The organism is Tahibacter amnicola (genome assembly GCF_025398735.1).
GTDB classification, from domain to species: Bacteria; Pseudomonadota; Gammaproteobacteria; order Xanthomonadales; family Rhodanobacteraceae; genus Tahibacter; species Tahibacter amnicola.
On sequence record NZ_CP104694.1, the window covers coordinates 2265575 to 2290491 of the forward strand.

Here is a 24917-nt window from a genome sequence, read left to right on the forward strand (position 1 = left end):
GTTATTTCCGCGTCACTACCGTGATTTCGCCGTTGGTTTCGAGCACGGCCAGCTGCACGTCGGCCGGATCGGTGACGTCGGCCTTGCGCAGCGCCTCTTCCAGGTCGGACTCGGGCAGGTTGTTCCGGCGCATGGCCTTGTGAAGTATGCGGCCATCGCGCACGACGATGACCGGTTCGCCCTCGGTCAGCGTGTCGATGAGACGGCTGCGTGTACTGGCAAATCCGACGCCGTAGTTGAGCGCCACCAGGGTGGCCGCGACGATGATCGCGCCCAGCACGGAGTTGTCGCCGCCGGTCAGCGCGCCCTGGGTGGTTTCGCCGATCAGGATGACTACCAGCAGGTCGAAGGGGGTGAATTCGCCGACGGTACGTTTGCCGGCAATGCGGACGAGCACCATCAGCACGAGGTAAACGACCGCGCCGCGCACGACGAAGTGCCACCAGGGAAGGCTCAGATCAAACATGCGCAATACCCCGGTCCCGTGCGGTTTGCCGCATCCGCCGCCGTGCGCCTGCTGGCGGCGGGGAATTGCCGAGGACGTTGCGTCCGGAGCGCCGAGGCTGCGGTCGCACGAGCCCTTGCCCGGGGCGCTGCTGCATTCTCAGTGGAGTGTCGGGCCATAGCGGCGCCACAGGCGCACGTGGCCATCCAGGTCGACGACGCTCACTTCCGTAGTGATGCCCGAATGGCTCCAGCCGCCCTCGGCGGCCTCAAACGCTTCGTCCACGGCATCGGTGTAGCTGACGTGTTCCGACAGCAACCGATCGCCGATGAACACGACCCAGGTACCGGAAGCAAGGTTCGGGTGGACGCTGAAGATGAGCTGGTAGGGCATGGGTCGTCTCGTCAGGTGGCGTGATGGCGCCGGACGGCGGTGTGTCCACCGTGGCGCAGCCTTGCTGTCGAAGCGAAGGCGGGTGAGCAATGGCAATGAGCATGCCATCGGTCGGGTGCGCCGAAATCGCCGCAAAATCCGCATCGCCGGGCGGCGCTTGCGCGGTTTTCCGGTAATCCGTTCTGGACTATGTAAAACTTGCAAAACGAGGCGGGTCAGGTCGTGCCCGGCAGGTCCGCGCGACGGATGACCTCGGACACCGCCGTTTTCAGGCTGTTGTCCCGGAAGGGCTTGTGGATGACCGTATTGGGCACGGCATCGAGAAAGCGGTTCATGTCAGCGGTGATGGCGCCGCCGGTGATGAAGATGAAGCGATGCGACAGGTGCGGCCAGCGCGACTGGGCCTTGCGGAAGAGGTCCTGGCCGGTCATGGCGGGCATGACCAGGTCACAGACGACGGCGTCGAATTCGCCGTCGGACTCGATCGCGTCAATGGCGGCCTGGGCGCTCTCGACGCACACAAGGTCATGGTCGCTCAGCACGTGCCGCAGCGATTGCAGGACGCCGATCTCATCGTCCACAACCAGGATGCGGCCCCGCTGGGAGCGGACCGCCGGTTCGGCGATCGCGGGTGAGGTTGCTTCGATCTGCGCGGCCTGCAGGACGACGCGCGCTGTCGTGCCCTCGCCCGGCACGCTTTCGATCAGCAGCTCGCCACCCATCGAGCGGACGATGCCCAGGCAGGTGGACAGACCCAGACCAGTGCCGGCACCGACGGCCTTGGTCGTGAAGAAGGGTTCGTAGATGCGCTCGAGCACCGAGGCTGACATGCCGCAGCCGCTGTCGGTGATCGTGATGACGATCTGGCCTGACGCATTGCAGCCGGCGCTGACGGTGATCGTGTTGATATCGACCTGCCCGGGACGGATCGCGTGGGCTGCGTTGATCAGGAGGTTCACCAGTACCTGTGCCAGGCGCATCTCATCGGCCTTGACCAGCGGCACCTCGTCTACCAGCGTCACCAGCTTCGCCCGATGGCGGATCTCGTTTGCCGTCGCCCGTACCGACCATTCGACCGCGCGTACGGCATCGCCGACATCGCTGGTCTGCGAGGGGGGCGTGCGAAGACGCGCAGGTCGGAAATAATCCGGTCAATGCGGGCGGTGGCGGTGCGCAGGTCGCTCAGGGATTCGCGCACGTCCTGCAGTGACACGTCATCGCCATCGTCTTCGTCGAGCGAAGTGGAGGACAGGCGCAGCGGCGACTCCAGGTAGCTGGCAATGAAATTGGCGTTTGCCATCACCACCGACAGGGGGTTGTTGATCTCATGCGCCACGCCGGCGGCCATGGCGCCGAGCGAGGCCAGGCGATCGGTCATCTCGGCCTGCTTGTGCTCGGCTTTCTGCGGGCTGACATCGCGCAGGACGATCACGGCGCCGAGGGTGCGATTGCTGTCGATCACCAGCGAGATGCTCGGGCTGACCGTGACCGTCGCTGCACCGCGCTGCAGCTCGACCTCCGCGCCGCTGACCGGCCGGCCATCGCGCAGGACGGTGGTCCAGAGCGAAGGACGGATGGAGTGCGCCAGCCACGGCAGCAGGTCCAGCACATGCACCGGCTGGTCTGGCAGGCAGGGCAGGTCGGTGAGGGTCAGCGCCGCCGGATTCATGTAAGTGACCGTGCCGGGCAGGTCAATGGTGACGACGGCATCGGCGATGGAGTTGAGGGTCGTCGCGAACCAGCGGTGGCGTTCGCGAACGGTCTTGTCCGTCAGGTAGCGTTCGAACAGCACTGCGATGGCGGCGCGCAGTTCTGCCGCCCGGATCGGGCGGGTCAGATAGCCCAGCGGGCGCACCTCCATCGCCTGCTTGAGGACGAATTCATCGTCCCTTCGGCTGAGAAACAGGGTGGGAATACCGGATCGCTCGGACAGTGTGCGCGCCAGGTCGATCCCGTCGGTGGCCGTGACGATACCCACGTCCATCAGCGCCAGGTCGATTCCGCTGGCGTCGGCCGCGGCCAGGGCCGCCTCGGGCGTGGCGACCAGGGTCGCCTGGTAGTCCAGATCGGTCAGCATGCGACCGATTTCCTGCGCGGCCTGCGCATCCTGTTCGACGATGAGGACGTGTCGGGCGGTCGTCGGGAACACGCGGAGGCTCAGCGGGTAAACGGACGAAGGTTGCGGGCATCCAGCAGCCGCGGCCTGGCTGGCGCCAGGTCGATCGAGGTGCCGTTGCGTCCGGTACGCGCGTGCATGGCTCTTCCCCCACGTGACGGCGCCAGTGTATCGCCGGGAATCCGGGAGAATTGGTGAACAATTGGTAATCCGGCACTGCCAGTGGGGATTTCGCGACGGAAACCACGGAACCCGGCGGCCTCCTGTGGGACGGGGCGGGTTGCGCCTCCCTGTGCGCTGGTGAACGTCTCGCCCGGCCCGTGATGCCAGGGTGTGCCGGTCGGCGTGGTTCCAGTGTCAGCGATGCCGCTATGCGTTGCGTAGCGATGTCGGGCGCCGTCGACGGCGCATTCGGGTGTCCGCTTCCGGTCACAGGCAGTTGTGCAGCCGCTCACGCGCGCGAGCGCCGCAGGAATGGCAGGCAGAAGAACGCTGCGTTTGGCGCGAAGGACATTCCGGCGAAAACGTGACAAAGGACGTCCACAAAGGATCAAACGGCCCAATGGGATAGTGCCACATCGACACGCGTGGCGACGGCGCCTGAACTATCCGTCAGGCGGACCTCGGCGCGCGCGACGCCGGATCAGTCACACCACCCGGCCGGGGCCGGGCGGTGTGTGGCGAAGCACCCGGATTACAGGTTTTCGTCGTTGCGGTTAAAGCCGCCGCGTGACGTGCCGGGTTGGCGTGACTCGTCATCGATGCTTCCCGGGCCGCGCTGTTCGTTGCGGGCCGTGGTGGAGGTCGAGACGTCGCCGCGACGATTGCCGTCTTCGTCGGTGGCGTTCTGGTTGCGGCTGCGCGCTTCACCACCGCGACGGCCGATCTCGGCCATGTGCTCGCGGTCCTGACTGACGACTTCACCGCCCTTGCGACCGGCGATGCGCGCCTCCTCCGACGTGAACTCATGGGCGTTGCCGCTCTCATGAGCAGCACGGCCGCCTTTGCTGGCGATTTCGCGCTGCTTTTCAGCGTCCATGGAGGCAAAGCCACGACCTTCGCCTTTGCGCGTGTTCCCTGGGGTGCCTTGATTGGTAGCCATGTGGACTCCTGTATAGCTGCTCGTGATCGGGTCGCCGGCAACGCAATTCACGTCGCCTGCAACCCATCTCTTCCGCAACGGCCATGCCATCGGTCGTGACAGCGCAAATGCATGATATTGCAGCTCATTTGGGTTGTCCGTAGTGACGGGCCGAAGAGCGTTTTTACATTGGCCTGCAATTTGTGCTCTGCACTCGTGGTGACGCGGGAACGACGTTCCGGGCAACGGCCTGGCCCGTTGCGTCGCGCTCGACGTGCGGTGGTTCCGCACGCATTAGCATGCTCATCCTTTCGTCGTGGACAATACGTGAACTTGCGGTGTGTTGCAGCGTCGGAACGGCCGCTTTCGCAAAAAATTCCTATTTGCGCAGCTCCGGCCGGCAAGGACGGGCCATCGGGGCGATGGCAGTCAGGCATCCTGCACGCCCGTGCGCTGATTTTCGTGATACCGGAAGGCCTCGCGCACGTGCTCGCGCAGGCAATCGTCGGTCCAGGGCTTGGTCAGGAAGCGGAACACGGTGCCGCGATTGACCGATTCAATCACCGTGCTCAGTTCGGCGTAACCACTCAATACCAGGCGGGTGGTATTGGGATGCAGGGTGCGCACGCGCGCCAGGAATTCCGTTCCATCCATGTTCGGCATGCGCTGGTCCGAGAGAATCACCTGGACCTCCTGGCGTGCCAGGATCTCCAGCGCCTCGTGGGCGCTGTTGGCGGTAAGGATTTCGTAACCCTCACCGCGCATCAGCCGGCGCAGGGAGTGCAGGATATTGGGTTCGTCATCCACCATCAGCAGCGTGCGGGGCGATTCCTGCGCCGGGTGAATGGTGTCGGCGACCGGAACGCCGTCGCGCCGGCGCAGCAATGCCGCGCATTCGTCGGCTGGCAGCGGTGGGCTGAAGTAGTACCCCTGGATTTCGTCGCAGCCTCGGCGGCGCAGGCTGTTGACCTGGGCCTCGGATTCCACGCCCTTGGCGACGACTTTCATCGCCAGCTTGTGAGCCAGGCCGATCACCGCATCGCAGATCGCGGCGCTATCGGGTTCGGTGGCGATGTCACGCACGAACGACTGATCGATCTTCACCCGGTCCAGCGGAAGGTGTTTCATGACCATCAGTGCCTGGCCGGTGCCCAGGTCGTCGAGCGAGCAGAGAATGCCCTGGTTCTTGAGGGCCGACAGGGCGGCGAGGCTGGCGCCCAGGTCCTGTACGAGGGCGCTTTCGTTCAGTTCCAGCTCCAGCAGGGTCGGTGGAACACCGCTTTCCTGGAGCGCGCGGGCAATGGCCAGGAGCAGGTTTTCCTGCGTCACCTGGCGCAGGGGCAGGTTGACGGCAATCGGGCAGGCCGGCAATCCTGCGCGCTGCCAGCGGCCCAGTTGCCGGCAGACCTCCTCGATGACCCATTCGCCCAAGGTGTCGAGCACGCCGCATTCTTCTGCCAGTCGAATGAACTGGCGTGGCGCCAAGGCACCGAGCGTGGGGTGGTTCCAGCGCAAAAGTGCCTCTGCGCCGACAATCTGGCCCGTTGCGAGGCTCACTTTCGGCTGGTAGTGCAGCACGAATTCGCGCCGTTCCAGGGCGCCTGTCAGTGCGTTGAAGAGATCAAACTGGGCCTGGACGCGCGCATTCGCATCGGCCGAGTAAAAATTACACAGGTGACCGCCATGGGTGTCGGTGGTGGACAGCGCATGCGATGCGTTCTGCAGGTGCTGGGAAATATCCGAACCATCGCGTGGATGCACGCTGACACCGAGGCGGGCGTGGGGACGCATCTCGCCGCTGGCCAGTGCGACCGGCTGCATCACCCGGACGAGGAGTTGGCGCGCGAAGCGGGCCAGCTCCTCATCTTCATCGATACCCGTTACCTCGATGCCAAACTGGTCGGCGTCCAGCCGCGCGACCAGGTCACCCGGACGGGAGGCTTCGCGCAAGCGCTGGGCGATCGTCCGCAGGACGATTTCCTCCGCACCGGCACCCCACTGTGCAGCCACGTCGGCGGGCGGGTCTACCGCGAGTTTCATGACGGCCACGCGCTTGCGTGAGCGTTCCGCCCGGCGCAGCGCGTGCACCACGCGGTCCATGTAAAAGGTCCGGTTGGGTAATCCCGTCACGGCGTCGTAGTGCGTCTGGAAGGTGAGCTGGGCATCCACCTGGCGGCGCGACTCGCATTCGCGCCGGGCATCCAGCGCACGGGCGATATCGCTCGCCAATTCCTCCAGCGCCGCTTGCCGGCCGTCGCCGAACGCGTCGGCGTCCGGGCTGTAGAGGCAAAGCACGCCGATGGTTTCGCGGCGTACCGTCAAAGCCAGGGCGATGCCCGAGCGCGCGCCCGCCTGCATCATCCGGCGATGCCAGCGGCTGTCGGTCGTGTCGGCTGCCAGATCGGGGAGACGGGCGGTTTGCTCCGCACCCAGGGCCTGGGCGGCCAGTCCTTCGCGGGCATCATCAAGGGCCCAGCCGGTCGGGTCAGCGCAGGCGTCCACCGCGGAATCGTGGGCGAAGGCCAGGCACTTCACCTGGGCGGAAACAGGGCCGCCGATCCACGCCACGCGGCATCGACCCCGTGTCACCAGTGTCCAGGCGACCGACTCGAGCAGCGCTGCCTCGTTCACTGCACGCAACAACACGGTACGGCACTCCGCCAGCGCGGCCTCCATGGGGGTGGGGCGCTGCGGCGGTGACCTGCGCGGGCTCTGTCGTGAGCGGCAGAGCCGTGACACGTCGCTGAGTGCGGCCGATCGCGTAGCCGATGGAAAGCGCCACGCTGGCAGCGGCGACCAGTTCGAACACCATCACGCGGCCGTCCGGCGTCGGATGACGTACCGATTCGGGTGAAGACGATGGCGGCGTTGCCTCGACATGATCCGCTCCTGGCCGGCAGGCGGCGCCTGCGACGGGTTGGGACGGCGCGAAGCAATTTGTGGTCCACATCACGAAATCGCCGGAAAGCCCCGTCTGTCGCGGCGGGAGTGCTGCGGGGCAGGCGTTCGAGCGTCGGTATTCCGGCGCACGATGGGCCGCCTCGGCGGCGGCGCCCACGGCGCGTCAATCGGATGTCGAGGTGCCGGCACGCCAGCCCGGAGGGTTGACGAGCAGCGCCAGCCGGTCGCGCCAGCCAGGGACAGCACGCAGATCGCGCCAGAGTTTCGCCGCTTCCGCGCCGTGGACGGTCAGCGGGTTTGCCGAGCCGATCGGTTCGGTAAGGCCGTAGCGAACCGGCTCGGCTTCCGGCGCATAGGTGCCGAACAGCCGGTCCCAGAGCATGAAGATGCCGCCATAGTTCCTGTCGATGTACTGCGGCTGTACGCCATGGTGGACGCGATGGTTGGACGGGGTGTTGAGCCAGCCGTCCAGGAGCGGCAGGCGCCCGATGGCTTCCGTGTGCAGCCATTGCTGGTAGCCGAGCATGAGCCCGAAGGCGCTGGCAACCACCACCGGGTCGAATCCCGCGAGCACGGCGGGCACGTAGAACCACGGTGAGGTGAAGCCATCGACGAAGGACACGCGCAGGCCGACCGTCTGGTTGTACAGCGGCGAACTATGGTGAACAGAGTGAGCTGCCGCCCAGATGAGGCGGACACGATGCGCGACCCGGTGATCCCAGTAGTAGAGGAAGTCAACGGCGACCAGGGCGAGCAGGCAGGTGGGCAGGTTTACCGGGATGCGCCAGGGTGCGAGCGCTGCAGCGATCGTGAAAAGCGCCGTGATGAAGGCGACCACCAGTGGGGCCACCAGCAGCGACGGAATCACGGCCGAGGCGCTGGCGCCCAGTTCTTTCCAGGCGCCGGCGTCCAGGCGGCGCTGGCGATGGTAACGCCACAGTTCCAGCGGCAGCAGCAGGGCAAACAGTCCGGTGAGGGCCAGGGCGGCCAGGTCGAACGCTTCGGTGGTGGTCATTCCGGTGCTTCATTCATAAAGTGAGCGCTCACTCAGCGTATTTGACGTCATTCGCTCCTGTCAACTAATGTTGAGCGAGTGCTCATCGATTGAGGTCGCCATGCGTCGTGCCGATCCGCAGCTGCATCAGCAGCGCCGCCTGCAGATTCTGGAGGGCGCCGAGCGCTGTTTCCGCAGCAAGGGATTCCACCAGGCCAGTATGCAGGACATCGCCAATGAGTCCGGCGTGAGCATGGGCCTTCTGTACCGCTACTTCGCCAACAAGGAAGCCATCGTCGTGAGCTTCGCCGACAGTGACAGCGCCGAACTGGTGTCACTTCTGGCGGAGTTCGCCGCATCCTCGTCGCCGCTGGAGCTGTGGCCGGGCATCCTTCGGCGCATGCTCAAGGAAGCGAGCGAGCCGGACTACGTCCGCATCACGACCGAGGTCTTCGCCGAGGCGCTACGCAATCCGAAGCTGTTTGAGTCGCTCGTCCAGAGCGACGACACCGTGCGGCGCGCGCTGATTGACGCCATCAAGGCGCAGCAGTCGGCGGGTCGGATGGTGGCGCAGCTCGATCCCATCGTTGCCGCCGACATCCTCATGGGCATGATCGACGGCGTGGGACTGCGTGCCTGCCTGGTGCGCCAGTTCAAGCCGCGGGCGATCGAGCGGCATATCCAGGACCTGGTCCGGCCGTGGTTCGTCGCGCCGGCGTAAGGGGGCGCCTGGCTATTTCAGAAGGCGGCGCGCACCGAAGTAGTGGTCTTTCCAGTAGTCACCGTCGAGCGGATCGAGCCGAACGGTGCCACCGCTGCTGGGCGCGTGCACGAAGCGCCCTTCACCGACGTAGATGCCCACGTGGCTGACGTCGCGGCCGTCCTTGAAAAAAACGAGGTCCCCCGGCGCGAGGTGGCTGCGTCGCACGGACTCGGCGCTGACGCGGCTGATGGCGTCGGCGCTGTGGGGCAGCGCCAGGCCGGCGACGTCACTGAAGACGTAGCCGACCAGTCCGCTGCAATCGAAGCCACCTTCGGGTGTGTTGCCGCCGAACCGGTAGGGCGTGCCGACCAGGCTGATGGCGCGAAAGAGGATGTCGTTCGGGCTGGCCGGAACGCGCGGGCCGGCGATGTGAACCGTGTCGCGCCGTCCACAGCCGGTGGCCAGTAGGGCTGCAAGAACCATCAGGAGGGCCCCGGCCGCGCGGTGAACCGGCGTCATGGCGCAGGCTCCGGAACCAGCCGCTTGAGCTGCGTGGCGCTGATCACATCTGGCCATGGGAACTGTTCGCCGGGATCGCGTTTGCGTCGCACCGTTCGCGCCGGGTCGTCGGAGGCTGCTACCACGCCGGTGTCGAGGTCTTCGTGGCCGGCGATCCAGCGCAGTTGCGGGTGCGTCTGCTCCAGGTGGCGCAGCAGGGCGATGAGCGCCTGGATCTGCGCCGGCATGTAGGGTTCGTCCATCTGCTGGTGGCGTGAGTCGAGCCAGTCGGGCCAGCGTCCGCGATTGACCAGTTCGATGCCGATCGCGCGCTCGTTGTATCCCCGGGTGTGGTGGGCGACGCGGCGGGTATCGACGTAGCGGTAGGTCGCGCCGTCCCGGTCGATGTAAAAATGTCCACTATTGCCGGTGCCGGACGCGTAGTGGACGCGTTCACCGTATTCGCGCGCTGCGGCCAGGTCCGGCAGTTCGGTGCAGTGGATGACGATCAGGTCGACGGCGGATGCGTCGCGCGGCGCCAGCTGGGCAACATACGGCAGGGGGGCGTCGTTAAAGGGAATGCCGGCCGTCATGCGCGATTTCCCGCTTCCGGCGGCGTGTTTCCAGACAAGGGCAGGACAGCCACGTGCTCGACGACCTCTGGACCTGGCGCAATGACTTCGCGGACCGCGGCCCGCATCCCCGATGTACCTGTTGAAGGTGCGCCATGTCGCGAAGTCTGGCACGGCGGCGGCCGCCCTGCCAATGCGGTCCGTGCTAGCATTCGCGGCCCCTCGCGGTGCGAAAGGACGTCAGCATGAAAGGCCACGTGGTGCTCTCGCATGGCTTGGAGAGCGGGCCGGACGGCACCAAGGTCAGCGCCCTGGCCGCCCTGGCCGAGTGCAGAGGGTGGCGGGCCACCCGCATGGACTACCGTGACCTCGACGCCCGCGGCCTCATCGCGTGCATCGCGCCCCGCGTGGAACGCCTTGCCGCTGCCGCTGCCGTTGACGAGGCGCCGACGTTGCTGGTGGGTTCGAGCATGGGTGCGTTCGTCAGCGGACTGGCGTCGTTGCGACGGCCGCCGCTGGCCTTGTTCCTGATGGCGGTGCCGCTGCGGATCGATGGCTATGCGCAGCCGTTCGACGCAGCGAACGTGCCGACGACCATCGTGCATGGCTGGAACGATGAACTGTGTCCGGCCGCCGATGTGACGGGACTTGCCCGCGCGCGCCAGGCGACGGTGATCCTGGTGCCGGATTCGCATCGTCTTGCTTCGCAGATGGCGTTCCTGGCGCATCAATTCGACTATTTCCTGGCGGCGGTCGAACGCAACCCGACCGCCACCTCCCAGCGTGGAACCTGACGTGCTCAAACTGTTTGCCACTTGCCCCAAGGGGCTGGAATACCTGCTGCGTGACGAACTCGCGGCGCTGGGTGCGGCCGAGTCGCGCGAGTCGCTTGCCGGCGTGCACTTCAGCGGTTCGCTGGAAGTGGCGTACCGGGCGTGCCTGTGGTCGCGGCTTGCCAGCCGCATCCTGATGCCGCTGGCCGAATTCGATGCGGCGAGTGGCGAGGCCCTGTACGACGGCGTGGCGGCGGTGGATTTTTCCGCGCACATGGCCGCGGAGGCGTCGTTCGCGATCGATGCCAACGGCGCGACACGCGGCGTGACGCACAGCCACTACGCCGTGCAGCGCGTCAAGGACGCCATTGTCGACCAGTTCCGCCAGCAAAGCGGCGTGCGGCCGTCGATCGACACGGAACGCCCCTCGGTGCGATTCAACCTGCTGCTGCGGCGTGAACGCGGCACGCTCTCGCTGGATCTGTCCGGCGCGCCCCTGCACCAGCGCGGATGGCGCGACGGGCATGGCAAGGCGTCGTTGAAGGAGAACCTCGCCGCAGCCATGCTGCTGCGCGCAGGCTGGCCCGAGATCTACGCCGCGGGTGGTTCACTGGTCGACCCCATGTGCGGGTCGGGCACGCTGCTGGTGGAGGCCGCCTGGATGGCGGCGGACGTCGCGCCGGGCTGGAAGCGCGACTACTACGGCCTGCTTGGCTGGCGGGGTCACGATTCCACGCTGTGGGAATCACTGCGAGCGGAAGTGGCGCGGCGCGCCCAGGCCGGCCTGTCGGCACTGCCATCGCGCTTCTTCGGTTTTGACCAGGATCCCGCCGCGCTCAATGATGCGCGCCATAACGTCCAGCGCGCCGGCGTATCGGGGTTCGTGCACCTGGGACGGCAGTCGGTCGATCACCTGAAGCGACCGCAGGAATGCGATGCGGGCGGTCTGGTGATCGTCAATCCACCCTATGGCCAGCGCCTGGGTGACCGCGAGCGCCTGGTGCCGACCTACCGCACGCTGGGCGAGCGGCTCGCCAGCGAATTCACCGGCTGGCGTGCCAGTGTCATCACGTCGGAGCCGGAGCTGGGACGCGCGATCGGCCTGCGCGCCGTGAAACGCTACGCGCTGTACAACGGCGCGATCGAATGCCAGCTGCTCAACTTCGACCTGGCCGAGCAGGCGCCTGCCGAGCCGCGCACGCCAAAGCCGTTGTCCGCTGGTGCGCGGATGCTGAAGAACCGGCTGGAGAAGAATCGGAAGCATTTGCGCAAAAAACTGGAAAGGGAAGATATCCACTGTTATCGCCTGTATGACGCCGATCTGCCCGAATACGCGGCAGCCATCGATGTCTACGGCGAGCACGTGCATATCCAGGAGTACCAGGCGCCGGCGAGCATCGCACCGGACGTGGCGCAGCAGCGCCTGCGCGAAATCGTGCGCGTCGTCGCCGAAACCCTCCAGGTGCCGCGCGACCGGATCGCGCTCAAGCAGCGCTATCGCGGCAAGGGCGGTGAGAAATACGGCCGCATGGACCAGCGCGGCGAGTTCATTGAAGTCAGCGAGGGCGGCCTTTCGTTCCTGGTGAACCTGTGGGATTACCTGGATACCGGCCTGTTCCTGGATCATCGCCCCTTGCGCGGGAGAGTGCGCGAACTGGCGCGCGGCACGCGTTTTCTCAATCTCTTCTGCTACACCGGCGCAGTGAGTGTCTATGCGGCGGCCGGCGGTGCGGCGAGCACGACCAGTGTGGATCTTTCCACAACGTATCTGGAGTGGGCGTCGCGCAACCTGGCGCTCAACGGCTTCGTCGGCAACCGGCACCGCCTGGTGCAGGCCGACGCCGTGAGCTTCCTGGAGCACGATCAGGAGCAGTACGACCTGATCTTCGTCGACCCGCCCACGTTCTCCAATTCCAAGCGGGCGGACGATTTCGACGTACAGCGCGACCACGTGCGCCTGCTCAACGCCTGTGCAAAGCGCCTTTCGCGCGACGGCCTGCTGATTTTCTCCAACAATTTCCGTCGTTTCCAGCTGGATGAAGAGGCGCTTTCGGCGTTCCGGATCCGGGAAATCAGTGCCGCCACGATCCCCTTCGATTTCGAGCGTGACGCCAGGATCCACCGCGCCTGGGAGCTGCGCCACGCCTGAACGCAGCGGCGGCGCGTGATAAGCCGCGATTCAGCCGGATCGTCGCAGCATCGAGCCGCACTTACGCAGGGTCCAGGCCATGTCGTTTCGTCTGTTGAGTCCGCTTCGTCGTCTCGCTCTTGCCCTGGTGGCGTTCTGCGCCATCGCAATGGCTCCCTCCGCCTTCGCGCGGGATTACTACAGCATCAGCATTGGTGGGCCGGGTTACGGCGTCACCTACGGCAACTGCCGCCACTGCGGCGGCTGGTGGAGCGGCCACGCCTACTCGGGCTGGCATTCGCCCTACTACGGCGCCACCTACTACGGGCCGTACCGGCATTCGCACCGCCATCACCACCGGTCGTACCCGCGCTACAACACCGTCGTTTATGAACGCCCGGTGGTCGTGCGGCGTACGCGCTATGTCGACCGCCACTACTACTACGACGACGACCGCCACGACAGCTATCGCGATCACTACTACGACCGCGATCGCCACTACCACCGTGACCGCTATTACGATCGCGATTACGACTACGATCGCTGATCGCGCTTCCCGCTGGCGGTTCCGCCCCATCCCCTAGGGCGCTGCCAGCACCAGGCCCCGTCGCCTTCCCCTTAGGCGACGGGGCTTTCCTTGTCTGGAGTCCTGCACCCGGGCGGTATGCCTCGGCCGGGAACCGCGCGTGGCCAACCCCACGGTGACGGGGGAAATGCGTATCCCTGGGGGCTGAAAACCCGGCACGCAGGGCAGGCGGCCGGGCCGGTCGGCCGGACAGAACCTGGGGCGCGGCGAAGGATGTTATGGCACCCCAGGAAACCGATTTCCCTTGGCGGCCGGCCGTGCCTTCCGGCCGTCGCGTAAGACGGTGCGCTCGTGGTACAAAGGGCGCCGTTTTTGACGGTATATCGCATGCAGCAGCGCGCTAAATCGGCCCGTGCGACGGAAGGTCGCGGGTCATCCGCGGCCCTCACGTTCTTCCGCCAGTGGCTCAAGAATCCGTTGTCGGTGGCGGCCTTGTCGCCCTCGAGTCGCCAGCTGGCACGCCTGATGGTGCGGGAGCTGCCGGCCGATGCGCGGCGGGTGATTGAACTGGGGGGCGGGACCGGCGTGTTCACGCAGGCGATGCTCGAACATGGCATCGCGCCGGACCACCTGATGGTGCTAGAGCTCAACGAAGAGCTGCACAAGTTTTTGCAGGAGCGGTTCCCCGAGGTTGCCGTCGTCTGCGGCGATGCACGCAAGCTGCGCGAGCTGGCCGAGGAGCGCCGTTTCATTCCCGAGGGTACGGTCGATGCCGTCGTCAGCGGCCTGGGGCTGCTGTCGATGCCCAAGACGCTCCAGCGGGAGATCCTGGAAGCCGCGTTCAGCGTGTTGCCGCCGGACGGGCGCTATATCCAGTTCACCTACGGTCCGGTCAGCCCGGTGCCGCGTGAGACACTGGACGCCCTCGGCCTGACGGTGCGACGCGGCGGCTTTGCGCTGTGGAACATCCCGCCGGCGTCTGTTTTCGTCTATACGCGCACGCGATCCAAGCCCATCCATCCGGTACGCGCGAAGTAAGTCAGCGAGAGCATGCCGGCGTTGGCCGGCGCGCAGGCGAGGGCGGTGTGGTTTGCTACCATTACCGCCCTTTTGATTTCGCCTGAGCCGAAATGACTGTCCGTACCCGCTTCGCTCCCAGCCCGACCGGCTATCTGCATATCGGTGGCGCGCGCACCGCGCTCTATTGCTGGCTGGAAGCCCGCCATCGCGGCGGCGAATTCATTCTCCGTATCGAAGACACCGATCGCGAGCGCTCCACCGAAGCGGCGGTGCAGGCCATTCTCGACGGCATGCAGTGGCTCCAGCTGGGCCACGATGAAGGCCCGTACTACCAGACCCTGCGCATGGAGCGGTACCGCCAGGTGGCGGAAGAGCTGATCCGTGCGGGGAAGGCTTACTACGCGTACGAGACCAAGGACGAGCTGGAGGCCATGCGCGCCCGGCAGATGGAAGCGGGCGTGAAGCCGCGCTACAACGGCGCCTATCGCGACCGTAACGAGCCGCTGCGCGACGATCCCAACCGGGTGATCCGTTTCAAGAATCCGGCCGGCGGTTCGGTGGTGTTCCACGACAAGGTGAAGGGCCGCATCGAGTGGAGCAACGAGGAACTCGATGACCTGGTGATCTTCCGCTCGGACGGTTTTCCGACCTATAACTTCGCCGTGGTCGTCGACGACATCGACATGAAGATCACCGATGTGATCCGCGGCGATGACCACGTCAACAACACGCCGCGGCAGATCAACATCTACGCCGCGCTCAATGCCACGGTGCCGCATTTTGCGCACCTGCCGATGATCCTCGGTGCCGACGGCCAGAAGCTGTCCAAGCGCCATGGCGCGGTCAGCGTGATGCAGTATCGCGACGACGGATTCCTGCCGCACGCGCTGCTCAACTATCTGGTGCGACTGGGCTGGTCGCACGGCGACCAGGAGATCTTCTCGCGCGAGGAGATGATCCGCCTGTTCGACGTGGCTGACGTCAACCATTCGGCCGCGCGCTTCGACCTCGAAAAGCTCGGCTGGCTCAACCAGCAGTACCTCAAGAACGACGACCCGGACTCGCTGGTGCCACACCTGCAGTGGCACCTGGACGCCGCCGGCTACGACCTGGCGTCCGGTCCGAATCCGGCCGACGTCATCGTCGCTCTGCGCGACCGTGCACGCACGCTCAAGGAAATGGCCGAGAAGGCCGCCATGTGGTACCAGCCGATCATCCAGTGGGACGAAGCGGCGGTGACCAAGCACCTGACCACGCCGACGGCAGCTCCGGCGCTCAAGGCAGTCCACGGCGAGCTGGCAAAGCTGTCGCAGTGGAAGGTCGAGGACATCCACAAGGCCATCGAATCGGCAGCCGCATCCATCGGCGAAGGCATGGGCAAGGTGGCCCAGCCGCTGCGTGTGGCGATGACGGGCACCCAGGTATCCCCGTCGATCGACCACACCGTCTTCCTGACTGGCCAGGCGCGCGCGATCGCCCGGATCGAAGACGCCCTGAAGCGGATCGGCGCGTGATCCGGCCGGCCCGCCGCTGCCAGCGGCCGGGCCGCCTGCCGTGCAGCGGCTCCCCGTGGTCGTCGCCCGGGCATCGCGCCATCATGCCGCGATGCCCGTCCCGGGCATCTCACTGACCGGTGCCGGCGGCCCATGGATTCATTGATCGAAAAGGTGCTCGAAGGGATAGACCCGAGCGATCCCGCGGCGACCTGGGAGATCTTCGTCCGCATCATGGGGCTGGTCGACTGGTGGCTGCTGACCTGGGTCAGCGTGCTCTTCGCCGTCGTGGGTGCCCTGATCGGCTGGTGGCGCGGTCATTTCTGGCGCGATCTTTCCCTCGCGCTGGCCCTTGGGCCGATCGGCTGGGTGGTCTCCCTCGCCATGCCGGCCGCCACGCGCGACTGTCTGGGGTGCGGTGCGCGCAATTCACACCGCGCGACCGTGTGCAAGCAGTGCGGCGAGGCGTTGCCGCCGGTCATGCCGGCGCCCCGCGTGCGCCGCTGAGCGGCGCACGTGCTGCCTACATCGCCAAAAGGTCCATCTTTATCCGACGGGGCAAGCGCCGCAGTTGCGGCGTTGCGGGAACTGTCTGCGCCGGCTCCGCTATCCTGGCCACCTGCATTCCTGTTCGCTGGAACGCCCCCGCTTCTGCCCAACCGTGGAATGCGTCACGGCGCGGGTGCGGAATGGACGACCGATGGTGGCGATCGCAGTCTTTACAATGTCCCACCTATACCCAACTGACGAGGCTTGACAGCGTGAACGCCCGGAACGATCTTGGTCGCATCACCCCAGACGGAGGTTGCTATGAGTGCAAATGAGAACGGCCCGGGCATGATGCCGCCGACCCCGCCGCCGGCAGCTGGTGCGCCGAGCGCTGAAGAGCGCCAGTGGGCCATGTTTGCGCACTTGTCCGCGTTGCTGGGGCTTGTGACAGGTGGCCTGGGCAACTTCATCGGACCGCTGGTGATCTGGCTGGTCAAGAAGGAATCGATGCCCTTCGTCGATGACCAGGGCAAGGAAGCCTTGAACTTCAATATCACCGTCGGCCTGCTCGGTGTTGCGCTGGTCGTGCTGACCATCATCACCTTCGGCCTGGGTGCGTTGTTGGCGTTGCCGGTCGGCATCTGCGCGGGCATCGCCTGGCTGGTGTTCACCATCATCGCCACGATCAAGGCGAACGAAGGCGTCGCCTATCGCTACCCGCTGACGCTGCGCCTGATCAAGTAATGTGTCTGCGCGCTGGCCCGGCGACGGGCCAGCGCGGTTTTCTTGCGTCGCCCCGTTGCGGTGCAACACGTTTTGCCCTGCGACGGAACCGTCAGTTGCTGCGTTCCGCCACGAAGTGAGCAAGGCTGGCCAGGTCGGCGCCCGCTTCTCCGAGATCCTGCAGCTGGTCGATCGCTTCGGCGGTCAGTGTGGCCAGCAGGCGACGGGATTCTTCCAGCCCCAGGATGGCCGGATACGTGGGCTTGTCATTGGCGGCATCCTTGCCGGCTGTCTTGCCGATGACGTGGCTCTCGCCCTCGATATCCAGAATGTCGTCGCGGATCTGGAACGCCAGACCGATGCAGTGGCCGTAGCGTTCCAGGCGTGCCACGAGACGTTCGTCCGTGCAGCCCGAAGCCAGGGCGCCGAGGCGGACCGACGCGCGGATCAGAGCGCCTGTCTTGTGCACATGCATGCGTTCCAGGTCGGCGGCGCTCAGTCGGGTACCGACGGCGGCCAGGTCAAAGGCCTGTCCACCGGCCATGCCGTGCGATCCGCAGGCGGCGCCGAGTGTGCGCAGCATCTCCACGCGGGTCCGGGCGTCCACCGGCAGGTGCGGGTCTGCCGCCAGCACTTCGAAGGCCAGTGCCTGGAGAGCGTCCCCTGCGAGGATTGCCATGGCTTCGCCGAAAACGATATGGCAGGTGGGTTGTCCACGGCGAAGGGCGTCGTCGTCCATCGCGGGCAGGTCGTCGTGAACCAGCGAATAGGCGTGGATGATCTCGACCGCCGCCGCGGCGGCGTCCAGCGCCTCGTAACGCGCACCCAGCGCCAGGCCAACAGCGTAGACCAGCATCGGCCGCAGCCGCTTGCCGCCGCCCAGGACGGCGTAGCGCATGGCACGGTGCAGCGGCGTCGGGGGCTGTTCTTCCGGAGGCAGCTGCTGCGAAAGGCAGGTCTCGGCGCGCGCCGAGTGGGCGAGCAGGGACGATGGCAGGTCGGCCGGCGCAGGATTCCGTGCTGCGCAGCCGCTATCCGGAAGGGACATAAGTTCAGGGTGTTTCGGGAGGGAAGGGGACAGCGCTGTTCGGATCCTGCGGATCCATCAGCAGCTTGACGCGAAGTTCGGCCTGTTCCAGTGCGGACTGGCAGTGGCGATACAGGGTCACGCCGCGTTCGAACGATTTGAGCGAATCGTCGAGGCTGAGTTCGCCCTGCTCCATTCGGGAAACCAGCTGTTCGAGTTCGTCGAGCGACTTCTCGAAATCGGCAATCTGGTTCTGCGGCTGGGCGGTGGTATTCGACATGGCGCGAAAGCTAGCGCAGGCCCAAATGGCGGTCAATTGAAAAAGTGTCGCCGTGTGATGGCGGCAAGGTCCAGACCAGGCGGGCGCCCTGGGCGTCGAGCCAGTCGCGGAAGGAATCCGTCTGCCACAGGTCGCCCACGGCTGCCAGGGTGTTTCCCCGGTAGACCAGTGGCATCCGCCCACGCTGCCACGGCGGGACACCGGCGCCCTGCCACAGGTCGCGCAATTCGCGGGTGTGGCGATCGCCCGCGGGCTTGATGGTTTCTCCGCCGTTGCGCAGTCGCACGGTCAGCGGTTCCTGGAGGGTGACACTGCCATCCTTCGCATCACGCAACGCCAGAGTGCCACTGCCGGGTGGCAATTCGAGCGGATGTCCGTGCCAGCTGAATTGCCAATCCGGCGGCGGGGCCGGTGTGGGGGCCATTGCATAGAGCAGCGTGCGATACCGTCGCACTTCGGCGCCGTGCCAGCTCACCTGCAATAGCTTGGTTTCCTGGGAGCACGTGAGCTGCCGGTGCAGCTGGTCGATATGGAAATGTTCCGGCGGCGCCAGTGCAAGACCCCGCAACCACTCCCGCAGCACGGGCCCGCGCAAGGCGTCGGGAAGCCCGATCCACGCCTGCCACTGCAGTGTTGCCGGGTCCAGGCCCTGGATCATGGCCAGCGCGCGGCGTGCTTCCTGGTCGAGGAACTCCGCCGTGGCGCCCAGCCAGCGTGCGCTGTGGCCGATGGCCGTATCCAGTTGCGGCCAGCGTTCGCGCAGCAGTGGCAACACCGCGTGGCGCAGGAAATTGCGGGCATGGCGCGTCTCCGCGTTGCTCGGGTCGTCGATCCAGGTCAGGCCGGCCTGCACCGCGTACCTGTGCAGGTCATCGCGCGGGCATTCGAGCAGGGGGCGCCAGAGCCACTGCCTTCCGTGTGGTCGAAGGGGCGCATGCCGCGCAAGCCGTCGGCACCTGCGCCGCGCACCAGTTTCAGCAGCACGGTTTCGGTCTGGTCGTCACGGTGGTGTGCCAGGGCGATGATGGAACCGGGCGCACACTGCCGCGTAATTGCGGCCATGCGGGCCTCGCGCGCGGCGGCCTCCAGGCCCTGGCCGGCGTCGAGCACAACGGCGACGCGCACGCTGGAGAACGGCACATCGCGTCCGGCAGCGAGGTCGCGACAGGTTTCAGCCCAGGCGGCGCTGCGCGGATGCAGGCCATGATCGATATGGATGGCGGACAACCCCCGTTCGCGCGCCGCGGGCAGCGCGGCCAGCGCGTGCAGCAGCACGGTGGAATCCATGCCGCCGCTCAGCGCAACGACCACCGGGCCAGATGGCAGCGCATCCATGCTGGCCGCGAGCGTGCTGGTTAGGTCCGTTGGCTTCACGGCAGGCTCCCCGCCTTGCGGTCGTCAGGCGGCCGGCCTCTGGCGCCGGCCGCTCCGGTGTTGCGTCAGCCTCCGCGATACGTGCCGTAGCGACGGTAGCGCTGGTAGCGCTGCTCCAGCAACGTGGGAATGTCGATGCGTTCGAGCATGTCGAGCTGGCCCAGCAGCACCGATTTGAGTTTCTCGGCCATGGCCTGTGGATCGCGATGCGCCCCGCCCAGTGGTTCGGGAATGATCTGGTCGATCAGCCCCAGTTCCATCAGTCGCGGCGCCGTCAGGCCCAGCGCTTCGGCGGCGTCTTTTGCCTTTTCAGCACTTTTCCACAAAATCGATGCGCAGCCTTCCGGCGTGATGACCGAATAGGTGCTGTACTCAAGCATCAGTGTGCGATCGCCGACACCGATGGCCAGTGCGCCGCCTGAACCGCCTTCGCCGATCACCGAGCAGATGACGGGAATGCGCAATGCGGACATTTCCAGCAGATTGCGGGCGATGGCCTCGGACTGGCCACGCTCTTCGGCACCGACGCCGGGATAGGCGCCGGCGGTATCGATGAAGGTCAGCAAGGGCAGGCGAAAGCGCTCGGCCATCTTCATCAGACGCAGCGCCTTGCGATAGCCCTCCGGCCGCGGCATGCCGAAATTGCGCCGGATCTTGGTCTTGGTATCGCGGCCTTTCTGGTGGCCGATCACCATCACCGGCCGTCCCTCGATGCGTGCGACCCCGCCCACGATGGCGGCGTCGTCCGCAAAGGCCCGGTCGCCGGCGAGCTCGTGGAATTCGTCGCAGATAGCCGCGAGGTAGTCGAGCGTATAAGGGCGCGAGGGATGGCGTGCCAGCTGCGACACCTGCCAGGGATTCAAGGTGCGGAAGATCTCCGCGGTCTTGAGCTTGAGCTTGTCCTTGAGGCGGGCGATCTCTTCCTCGATGTTGAACGCCTGGCCGTGGCTGGCATGCCGCAGTTCCTGGATCTTGGCTTCCAGTTCGGCAATCGGCTGTTCGAATTCGAGGAAGTTGGGATTCATTCGCGCAAGATGTCAGACAAAGGCGGCCAGTTTAGCCGGCCTTGGGGCGCAGGCGAAGCCTGTGGGGGTTCGGTGCGCCGTGCATTGGACGGGCGAGAGTGCGACGATGGTGCACCACCGGCGCGCCGGTTGCGGGATTCTCCGCCCCTCCGGCCGGCGAGCGCCGCCAACCGGGCGGAACTGCGGCCGAAAGGAGCACATCATGGCCAAGTATTGTGATCACGTGTATTCCAGCCCCCAGGACGTGGCCTGGCTGGAAGGGCTGATCCAGCAATTGCCGGGCGGAGAGCACGTCCGCGTGACCTGTCGTGATGGCCGGATCGTCACCGGCATCGTCAGTGAGCCGCCGATCCTGCAGGTGGCTGAGCAGCCCGATGGCCGTGAGGGCAGCAATGCTTTGTTGCGCCTGGAGCGGGCCGGCGGTGCCACCCTGGATGGCATCTGCGACATCTGGCTCGACACCATCACGCGTGTGGAGCCGCTGATCCATCCGCAGGTCAGCGAGCTTTCGCACTGAGAGACAGATGCAGGTCCCTCTTCAGCGGTGCGGAGCAGCGATCTCCACACCCTGCGAGCCGGCGCTGCGGTATTCGGGATTGCGCAGGTCCGATGCGATGACGAAGCCTGCGACGAGCGGGATCAGTCCGCCCATGATGGTGAGCGCTGCGCGATAGATGCGCGTGGGGCCGTCGGTGTCCGGCAGGTGGTGCGGGATCATAGTCCAGTCTACGGGTAGTGACTCGCCTTGTCAGAACGCTGAAAGGCGGCAGACCGAACAGGTGAATCAGCTCGCCACGGGTTTGTGCGGCAGACGGATCGTGACGGTGGTTCCCTGGCCTGGTTCGCTTTCGATGGTGATCGTGCCGCCATGCGTCTGCACGATGCTGTAGGCGACCGAAAGTCCCAGGCCGGTGCCGCTGCCGACCGGGCGCGTCGTGAAGAAGGGCTCGAACACGCGGCCGATGTTGGCCGGGCTGATGCCCTCGCCGTTGTCGCTGATGGTGATCCGGATGCCATCCGGTTCCGGGCGTGTGCGGATCGTGATCCGGCCCTTGCCGTCCAGCGCCTGCACGGCATTGACGAGCACGTTCAGAAACACCTGGTTGAGCTGGAAGGGCAGGCATTCGATACGCGGCAGCTGGCCGTAGTCGCGTATCACATCGATCTTGTCCTTGATTTCGTGGGCAATCACGTTGAGCGTGCTTTCCAGGCCCTGGTGCACGTCGGTGAGCTGCCACTCGGCTTCATCCAGGTGGGAAAAGTCGCGCAGGTCCTTCACGATCTTGGCGACCTGGATGATGCCGTCGAGTGATTCCTTGAGCAGTTGCGGCACGTCGTCGCGCAGGTAGTCGAGCTCGATTTCGGTCTTCCGGCGTTCCAGCTTTTGCGCCAGATGCGGCGGTGCCGAGGTTTCGATCTGGCCATAGTCGTCGAGCAGGGCGAAGATATCCTCGACGTAGCGCTTCATTCCGCTCAGGTTCGAGCCGATGAAACCGATCGGCGTGTTGATCTCATGCGCGACACCGGCCGCCAGTTGGCCGACAGATGCCATTTTTTCCGATTGCAGCAATTGCAGCTGCGTGCCGGCCAGTTTCTGGTTAAGGGCTTCCAGCTCGTCATTGCGCTGCTGCAGGGCCTGTTCCGCAGCGCGTCGCTCGGTCACTTCCACCTCCAGCTGCAGATTGATCTCGCGCTGGCGTTCATTGGCCAGGCGCAACTCACCGGTGCGCAGTGCCACCTGTTCCTCCAGCTGGCGGTTGCGTCGCTGCAGTGCCGCCAGGCGCCAGCGCACCACGAGCATGACGACGCCGACCAGCGACAGGCCGATCAGGGCGCGGAACCACCAGGTTTCCCACCAGGCCGGCAGTACGCGGAAGGGCACGCTTGCCAGTGGACCCCACGGGTGATGCTGGTCGGCGCGCGCCGCGACCTCGAACCGGTAGACGCCCTGGGGCAGCGAGGAGTACCGCACGTCGCGGTTCTCGGTGATGTTGAAGTCCTTGTCGAAACCCGTCAGGCGAACCTGGTACTGCAACGACCCTTCGGCCAGATAGTCGACGGCCGTGAAGCGGGCCTCGAACACGCCTTCGTCCCGCGGCACCTGGATATCGGTTTCGGTTCCGGTCAATGTCAGCTTGCCCAGCCGCAGCGACAGCAGCTCGACCGTCGGCGGCTTGCGTTCCGGCAGCTTGTCAAAGCGCTTGCCGTCAAAGCGCGCGATGCCGGCACTGGTGCCGAACCACACATCCCCGTTGGCTTCGGACAGAAATGCCATGTTGGCGGTGTCCTCGCCAACGAGGCCGTCGGCGGCGCGGTACTGCTCGTTGCCCCGGGACGAGACCATGTCCAGTCCCATGCCTCCGCCGATCCACACGCGCCGGGCGAGATCCTCGCCCATCAGGAATACTTTCTGCAGCGAGCGGGGCGCTTCGTCGTCATAGTGACGCTGGACGCGTAGCGCACCGTTGTCCAGGCTGACCCTCGCGACGCCATAGGCTTCGAAATAGCCCACCAGCATCTGGTGGTCGAGAGTTGGAAACAAGTACACAATGTAGTTGTGACGCAGCCCGTCCGTCGTAGTGTAGCGGCGCCACTGCGTACCGTCGCGAACGATCAGCCCGTGCTGGCCCGCAACCCACAGGCGCCCGTCGGCGTCTTCCCGCAGATCGCCGATGTTTTCCTGCGGCGTGCCGTCAGGCAGTTCTTCGCGCCGGAATGCCAGCGGCTTCGCTGCGGTATCGGCCGAGTACAGGCCGGCGCCGTCGGTGGCCACCCACAGCGTGCCCTTGCGATCGAGCAGGATGCGGAAGATCCGCTTGGGCGGGTCCGCCGTGGAGACGTGTTCGCGCGACAGTTGCTTGCGGTCGGGGTGGTAGATCAGGATTTCGTTGCCCGGCAGCCCGGCCATGTACATCGTGCCGTCGGCGGCGCGGACGATGGAACGGATGGTGTTGCTTTCCGATCCGGCAATCGTGGTGAAACCGCCGGGGGTGAAGAGCGCCAGCCCCTTCTCGGTGCCAACCCAGAGGCGTTGTTCGGGATCGCGATAGAACGACCACACGAGGGGATTGGGAAGTCCCTCGGCCTGGGTATACGCGTGGAACACGCCGCGGCCGAGCATCCGGTGCAGGCCGACCGAACCGATCCACACGGAGCCGTCGCGATCTTCCAGCACGGCCCGGTTGCGCGCTGGCGGCAGGCCTTCCTTCGGGCCGAGCACCTGCCACGTATCGCCGACCAGATGGAGGATGCTGGTGTCCGACGGTGCCCAGATCTCTCCGTTGCGTCCGGCGGTGAGATAGCCGTAGCTGCTGGTCGGGCTGATCGGCGTTTGCGCCGGCGAAAAACGGCCGGCTTTTGGGTCGAACATCCACATCGCACCGGCGGAGCGGGCCCACACGCGGCCCTGGCCGTCTTCGGCAATACCGTCAATGCGCTCGCGCAGAAGCTCGGCCGGTGCATCCACCTCGTGCCAGTTGCCGTCGCGCCAGATCCAGATCCGTGCCTCGCCGTTCCACTGTGCGACCCACATGCCGTTGTTCTTGCGCCCCTGCCACATGGCGGTGGCTTCGCCACCTGGCCACTGTGCGGCAAGGGCAAAGGGCGTCTGCGGTGTTCCGACAAATGGGCCGCGGGGCGTCGCCACCCAGATGCCGCCGGGGCCGTCAGAGAGCGTGGTGACCGTGATCGATGGCAGTCCCTGCGCGGGCAGGATACGTTCGAAGCGTTGACCGTTCCAATGGCTGAGGCCGCCGTGCGTACCGGCCCACAGTACGCCTTTGGCATCCACGTGCAGGGCATTGATCAGGATCGAATGGAGCCCTTCGCGCGTACCGAACGCGTCGAAGTGATAACCATCGTAGCGGAACAGGCCGTTTTCGGCACCGATCCAGATAAAGCCGCGGGTGTCCTGTGCCAGCTGCTGGATCGCCACGTAGGACAGCCCCTGCGCCGCCCCGTAGTCGCGGAACAGGTACTGTCCGGCAGGCATCGTGCCGGCCGCAATGGGGTCATGCGGTGCCGTAATGGCAGGTGTCTGCGCGCCGGCACCCGGACAGAACAGCAAGGCCAGCGCCGCCAGCGTCCAGGACGTCAGGCATGCTACGGCTTGCATTGGACGCATCAACGGCATGGCGCTGGATAAAAAGATATTTGTCCAGAAAGTATGGTGCGGTGCAATGGGGCCGGTAGCGGGTTCGACAACGGGCGTTTGTTCCGAAAAGCAATGCGTGTACCTAATATACCCTTCCCGCTTCCGGCGCAGCGGCGCAGGTTGTGAAACAAATGTGGCAGCCCGGACGTGACCGTCCGGGCTGCCACGGAGAGGGATCCGGCCATGCGCAGCCTGCGCGCGGC

General features: G+C 65.9%; 24 protein-coding genes and 1 pseudogene. 9 read left to right on the top strand and 16 right to left on the bottom strand.

Annotated features, from left to right (window positions below):
• Position 1: 1 nt before the first annotated feature.
• From N4264_RS09610 to N4264_RS09640, 7 genes are all read right to left on the bottom strand, one after another.
• A complete protein-coding gene (locus N4264_RS09610) occupies positions 2 to 466 on the bottom strand; it encodes a DUF421 domain-containing protein (protein WP_261696816.1) in 465 nt (154 codons plus the stop codon).
• Positions 467 to 604: 138 nt separating this feature from the next.
• Positions 605 to 838, bottom strand: coding sequence for a hypothetical protein (locus N4264_RS09615; protein WP_261696817.1), 234 nt, complete (start codon positions 836 to 838; stop codon positions 605 to 607).
• A gap of 215 nt (positions 839 to 1053) precedes the next feature.
• On the bottom strand, positions 1054 to 1860 hold the full coding sequence (locus tag N4264_RS09620) for an ATP-binding protein (RefSeq protein WP_261696818.1): 807 nt from the start codon (positions 1858 to 1860) through the stop codon (positions 1054 to 1056).
• On the bottom strand, positions 1857 to 2987 hold the full coding sequence (locus N4264_RS09625; protein WP_261696819.1) for a response regulator: 1131 nt from the start codon (positions 2985 to 2987) through the stop codon (positions 1857 to 1859). The genes N4264_RS09620 and N4264_RS09625 overlap by 4 nt, the downstream gene beginning before the upstream one ends.
• Before the next feature lie 661 nt (positions 2988 to 3648).
• Entirely contained in the window at positions 3649 to 4056 is a 408-nt protein-coding gene (locus N4264_RS25800; RefSeq protein ID WP_425508320.1) for a KGG domain-containing protein, read from the bottom strand.
• Between the two features lie 408 nt (positions 4057 to 4464).
• Complete coding sequence (locus N4264_RS09635) at positions 4465 to 6711, bottom strand: EAL domain-containing protein (RefSeq protein WP_261696820.1); 2247 nt, start codon at positions 6709 to 6711, stop codon at positions 4465 to 4467.
• Between the two features lie 388 nt (positions 6712 to 7099).
• The gene (locus tag N4264_RS09640; RefSeq protein WP_261696821.1) at positions 7100 to 7951 is read right to left on the bottom strand and encodes a sterol desaturase family protein; all 852 of its coding nucleotides are present in this window, start codon (positions 7949 to 7951) and stop codon (positions 7100 to 7102) included.
• Between the two features lie 100 nt (positions 7952 to 8051).
• On the opposite strand from N4264_RS09640, the gene N4264_RS09645 reads away from it, so the two are divergent.
• Positions 8052 to 8651: a TetR/AcrR family transcriptional regulator gene (locus N4264_RS09645; protein ID WP_261696822.1), complete on the top strand. Its 600-nt coding sequence runs from the start codon at positions 8052 to 8054 to the stop codon at positions 8649 to 8651.
• 12 nt (positions 8652 to 8663) lie between these two features.
• On the opposite strand, the gene N4264_RS09650 is transcribed toward N4264_RS09645, so the two are convergent.
• Positions 8664 to 9152: a C40 family peptidase gene (locus N4264_RS09650; RefSeq protein WP_261696823.1), complete on the bottom strand. Its 489-nt coding sequence runs from the start codon at positions 9150 to 9152 to the stop codon at positions 8664 to 8666.
• Positions 9149 to 9724: an N-acetylmuramoyl-L-alanine amidase gene (locus tag N4264_RS09655; RefSeq protein ID WP_261696824.1), complete on the bottom strand. Its 576-nt coding sequence runs from the start codon at positions 9722 to 9724 to the stop codon at positions 9149 to 9151. Before N4264_RS09655 ends, N4264_RS09650 begins: the two co-directional genes overlap by 4 nt.
• 224 nt (positions 9725 to 9948) lie before the next feature.
• Here N4264_RS09655 and N4264_RS09660 point away from each other — a divergent pair, with 224 nt between their 5' ends.
• The 7 genes from N4264_RS09660 to N4264_RS09690 all read left to right on the top strand — a co-directional run bounded on the left by N4264_RS09660 (position 9949) and on the right by N4264_RS09690 (position 16876).
• Complete coding sequence (locus N4264_RS09660; protein ID WP_261696825.1) at positions 9949 to 10497, top strand: alpha/beta hydrolase; 549 nt, start codon at positions 9949 to 9951, stop codon at positions 10495 to 10497.
• Between the two features lies 1 nt (position 10498).
• A complete protein-coding gene (rlmKL, locus tag N4264_RS09665) occupies positions 10499 to 12625 on the top strand; it encodes a bifunctional 23S rRNA (guanine(2069)-N(7))-methyltransferase RlmK/23S rRNA (guanine(2445)-N(2))-methyltransferase RlmL (RefSeq protein ID WP_261696826.1) in 2127 nt (708 codons plus the stop codon).
• Between the two features lie 79 nt (positions 12626 to 12704).
• A complete protein-coding gene (locus N4264_RS09670; RefSeq protein ID WP_261696827.1) occupies positions 12705 to 13151 on the top strand; it encodes a hypothetical protein in 447 nt (148 codons plus the stop codon).
• Between the two features lie 366 nt (positions 13152 to 13517).
• Positions 13518 to 14168, top strand: a complete 651-nt coding sequence (locus tag N4264_RS09675; protein WP_261696828.1) for a class I SAM-dependent methyltransferase — start codon at positions 13518 to 13520, stop codon at positions 14166 to 14168.
• A 92-nt stretch (positions 14169 to 14260) separates the two neighbouring features.
• Complete coding sequence (gltX, locus tag N4264_RS09680) at positions 14261 to 15664, top strand: glutamate--tRNA ligase (protein ID WP_261696829.1); 1404 nt, start codon at positions 14261 to 14263, stop codon at positions 15662 to 15664.
• 132 nt (positions 15665 to 15796) lie between these two features.
• Positions 15797 to 16150 (top strand): hypothetical protein, encoded by a 354-nt coding sequence (locus tag N4264_RS09685; protein ID WP_261696830.1) that lies wholly within the window; start codon positions 15797 to 15799, stop codon positions 16148 to 16150.
• A 393-nt stretch (positions 16151 to 16543) separates the two neighbouring features.
• The gene (locus tag N4264_RS09690) at positions 16544 to 16876 is read left to right on the top strand and encodes a DUF4870 domain-containing protein (RefSeq protein WP_425508339.1); all 333 of its coding nucleotides are present in this window, start codon (positions 16544 to 16546) and stop codon (positions 16874 to 16876) included.
• Positions 16877 to 16967: 91 nt separating this feature from the next.
• Here the strand turns inward: N4264_RS09690 and ispA are convergent, their stop codons facing one another.
• The 5 genes and pseudogenes from ispA to N4264_RS09715 form a co-directional block, all read right to left on the bottom strand.
• Complete coding sequence (ispA, locus tag N4264_RS09695) at positions 16968 to 17852, bottom strand: (2E,6E)-farnesyl diphosphate synthase (RefSeq protein ID WP_425508340.1); 885 nt, start codon at positions 17850 to 17852, stop codon at positions 16968 to 16970.
• 55 nt (positions 17853 to 17907) lie between these two features.
• Positions 17908 to 18162, bottom strand: coding sequence for an exodeoxyribonuclease VII small subunit (locus N4264_RS09700; RefSeq protein ID WP_261696832.1), 255 nt, complete (start codon positions 18160 to 18162; stop codon positions 17908 to 17910).
• A gap of 10 nt (positions 18163 to 18172) precedes the next feature.
• Positions 18173 to 18820, bottom strand: a complete 648-nt coding sequence (gene tilS / locus N4264_RS09705) for a tRNA lysidine(34) synthetase TilS (RefSeq protein WP_425508341.1) — start codon at positions 18818 to 18820, stop codon at positions 18173 to 18175.
• 180 nt (positions 18821 to 19000) lie between these two features.
• Positions 19001 to 19497 (bottom strand): annotated as a pseudogene (gene tilS, locus N4264_RS09710) (tRNA lysidine(34) synthetase TilS); the annotation flags it as partial.
• 104 nt (positions 19498 to 19601) lie between these two features.
• Positions 19602 to 20561, bottom strand: coding sequence for an acetyl-CoA carboxylase carboxyltransferase subunit alpha (locus N4264_RS09715; RefSeq protein WP_261696834.1), 960 nt, complete (start codon positions 20559 to 20561; stop codon positions 19602 to 19604).
• A gap of 202 nt (positions 20562 to 20763) precedes the next feature.
• Between N4264_RS09715 and N4264_RS09720 the strand changes: the two genes are divergently transcribed.
• Entirely contained in the window at positions 20764 to 21078 is a 315-nt protein-coding gene (locus tag N4264_RS09720) for a DUF3247 family protein (RefSeq protein WP_261696835.1), read from the top strand.
• 21 nt (positions 21079 to 21099) lie between these two features.
• On the opposite strand, the gene N4264_RS09725 is transcribed toward N4264_RS09720, so the two are convergent.
• Complete coding sequence (locus tag N4264_RS09725; RefSeq protein ID WP_261696836.1) at positions 21100 to 21279, bottom strand: hypothetical protein; 180 nt, start codon at positions 21277 to 21279, stop codon at positions 21100 to 21102.
• Between the two features lie 66 nt (positions 21280 to 21345).
• Positions 21346 to 24675, bottom strand: a complete 3330-nt coding sequence (locus N4264_RS09730) for a sensor histidine kinase (protein ID WP_261696837.1) — start codon at positions 24673 to 24675, stop codon at positions 21346 to 21348.
• Between the last annotated feature and the right edge of the window lie 242 nt (positions 24676 to 24917).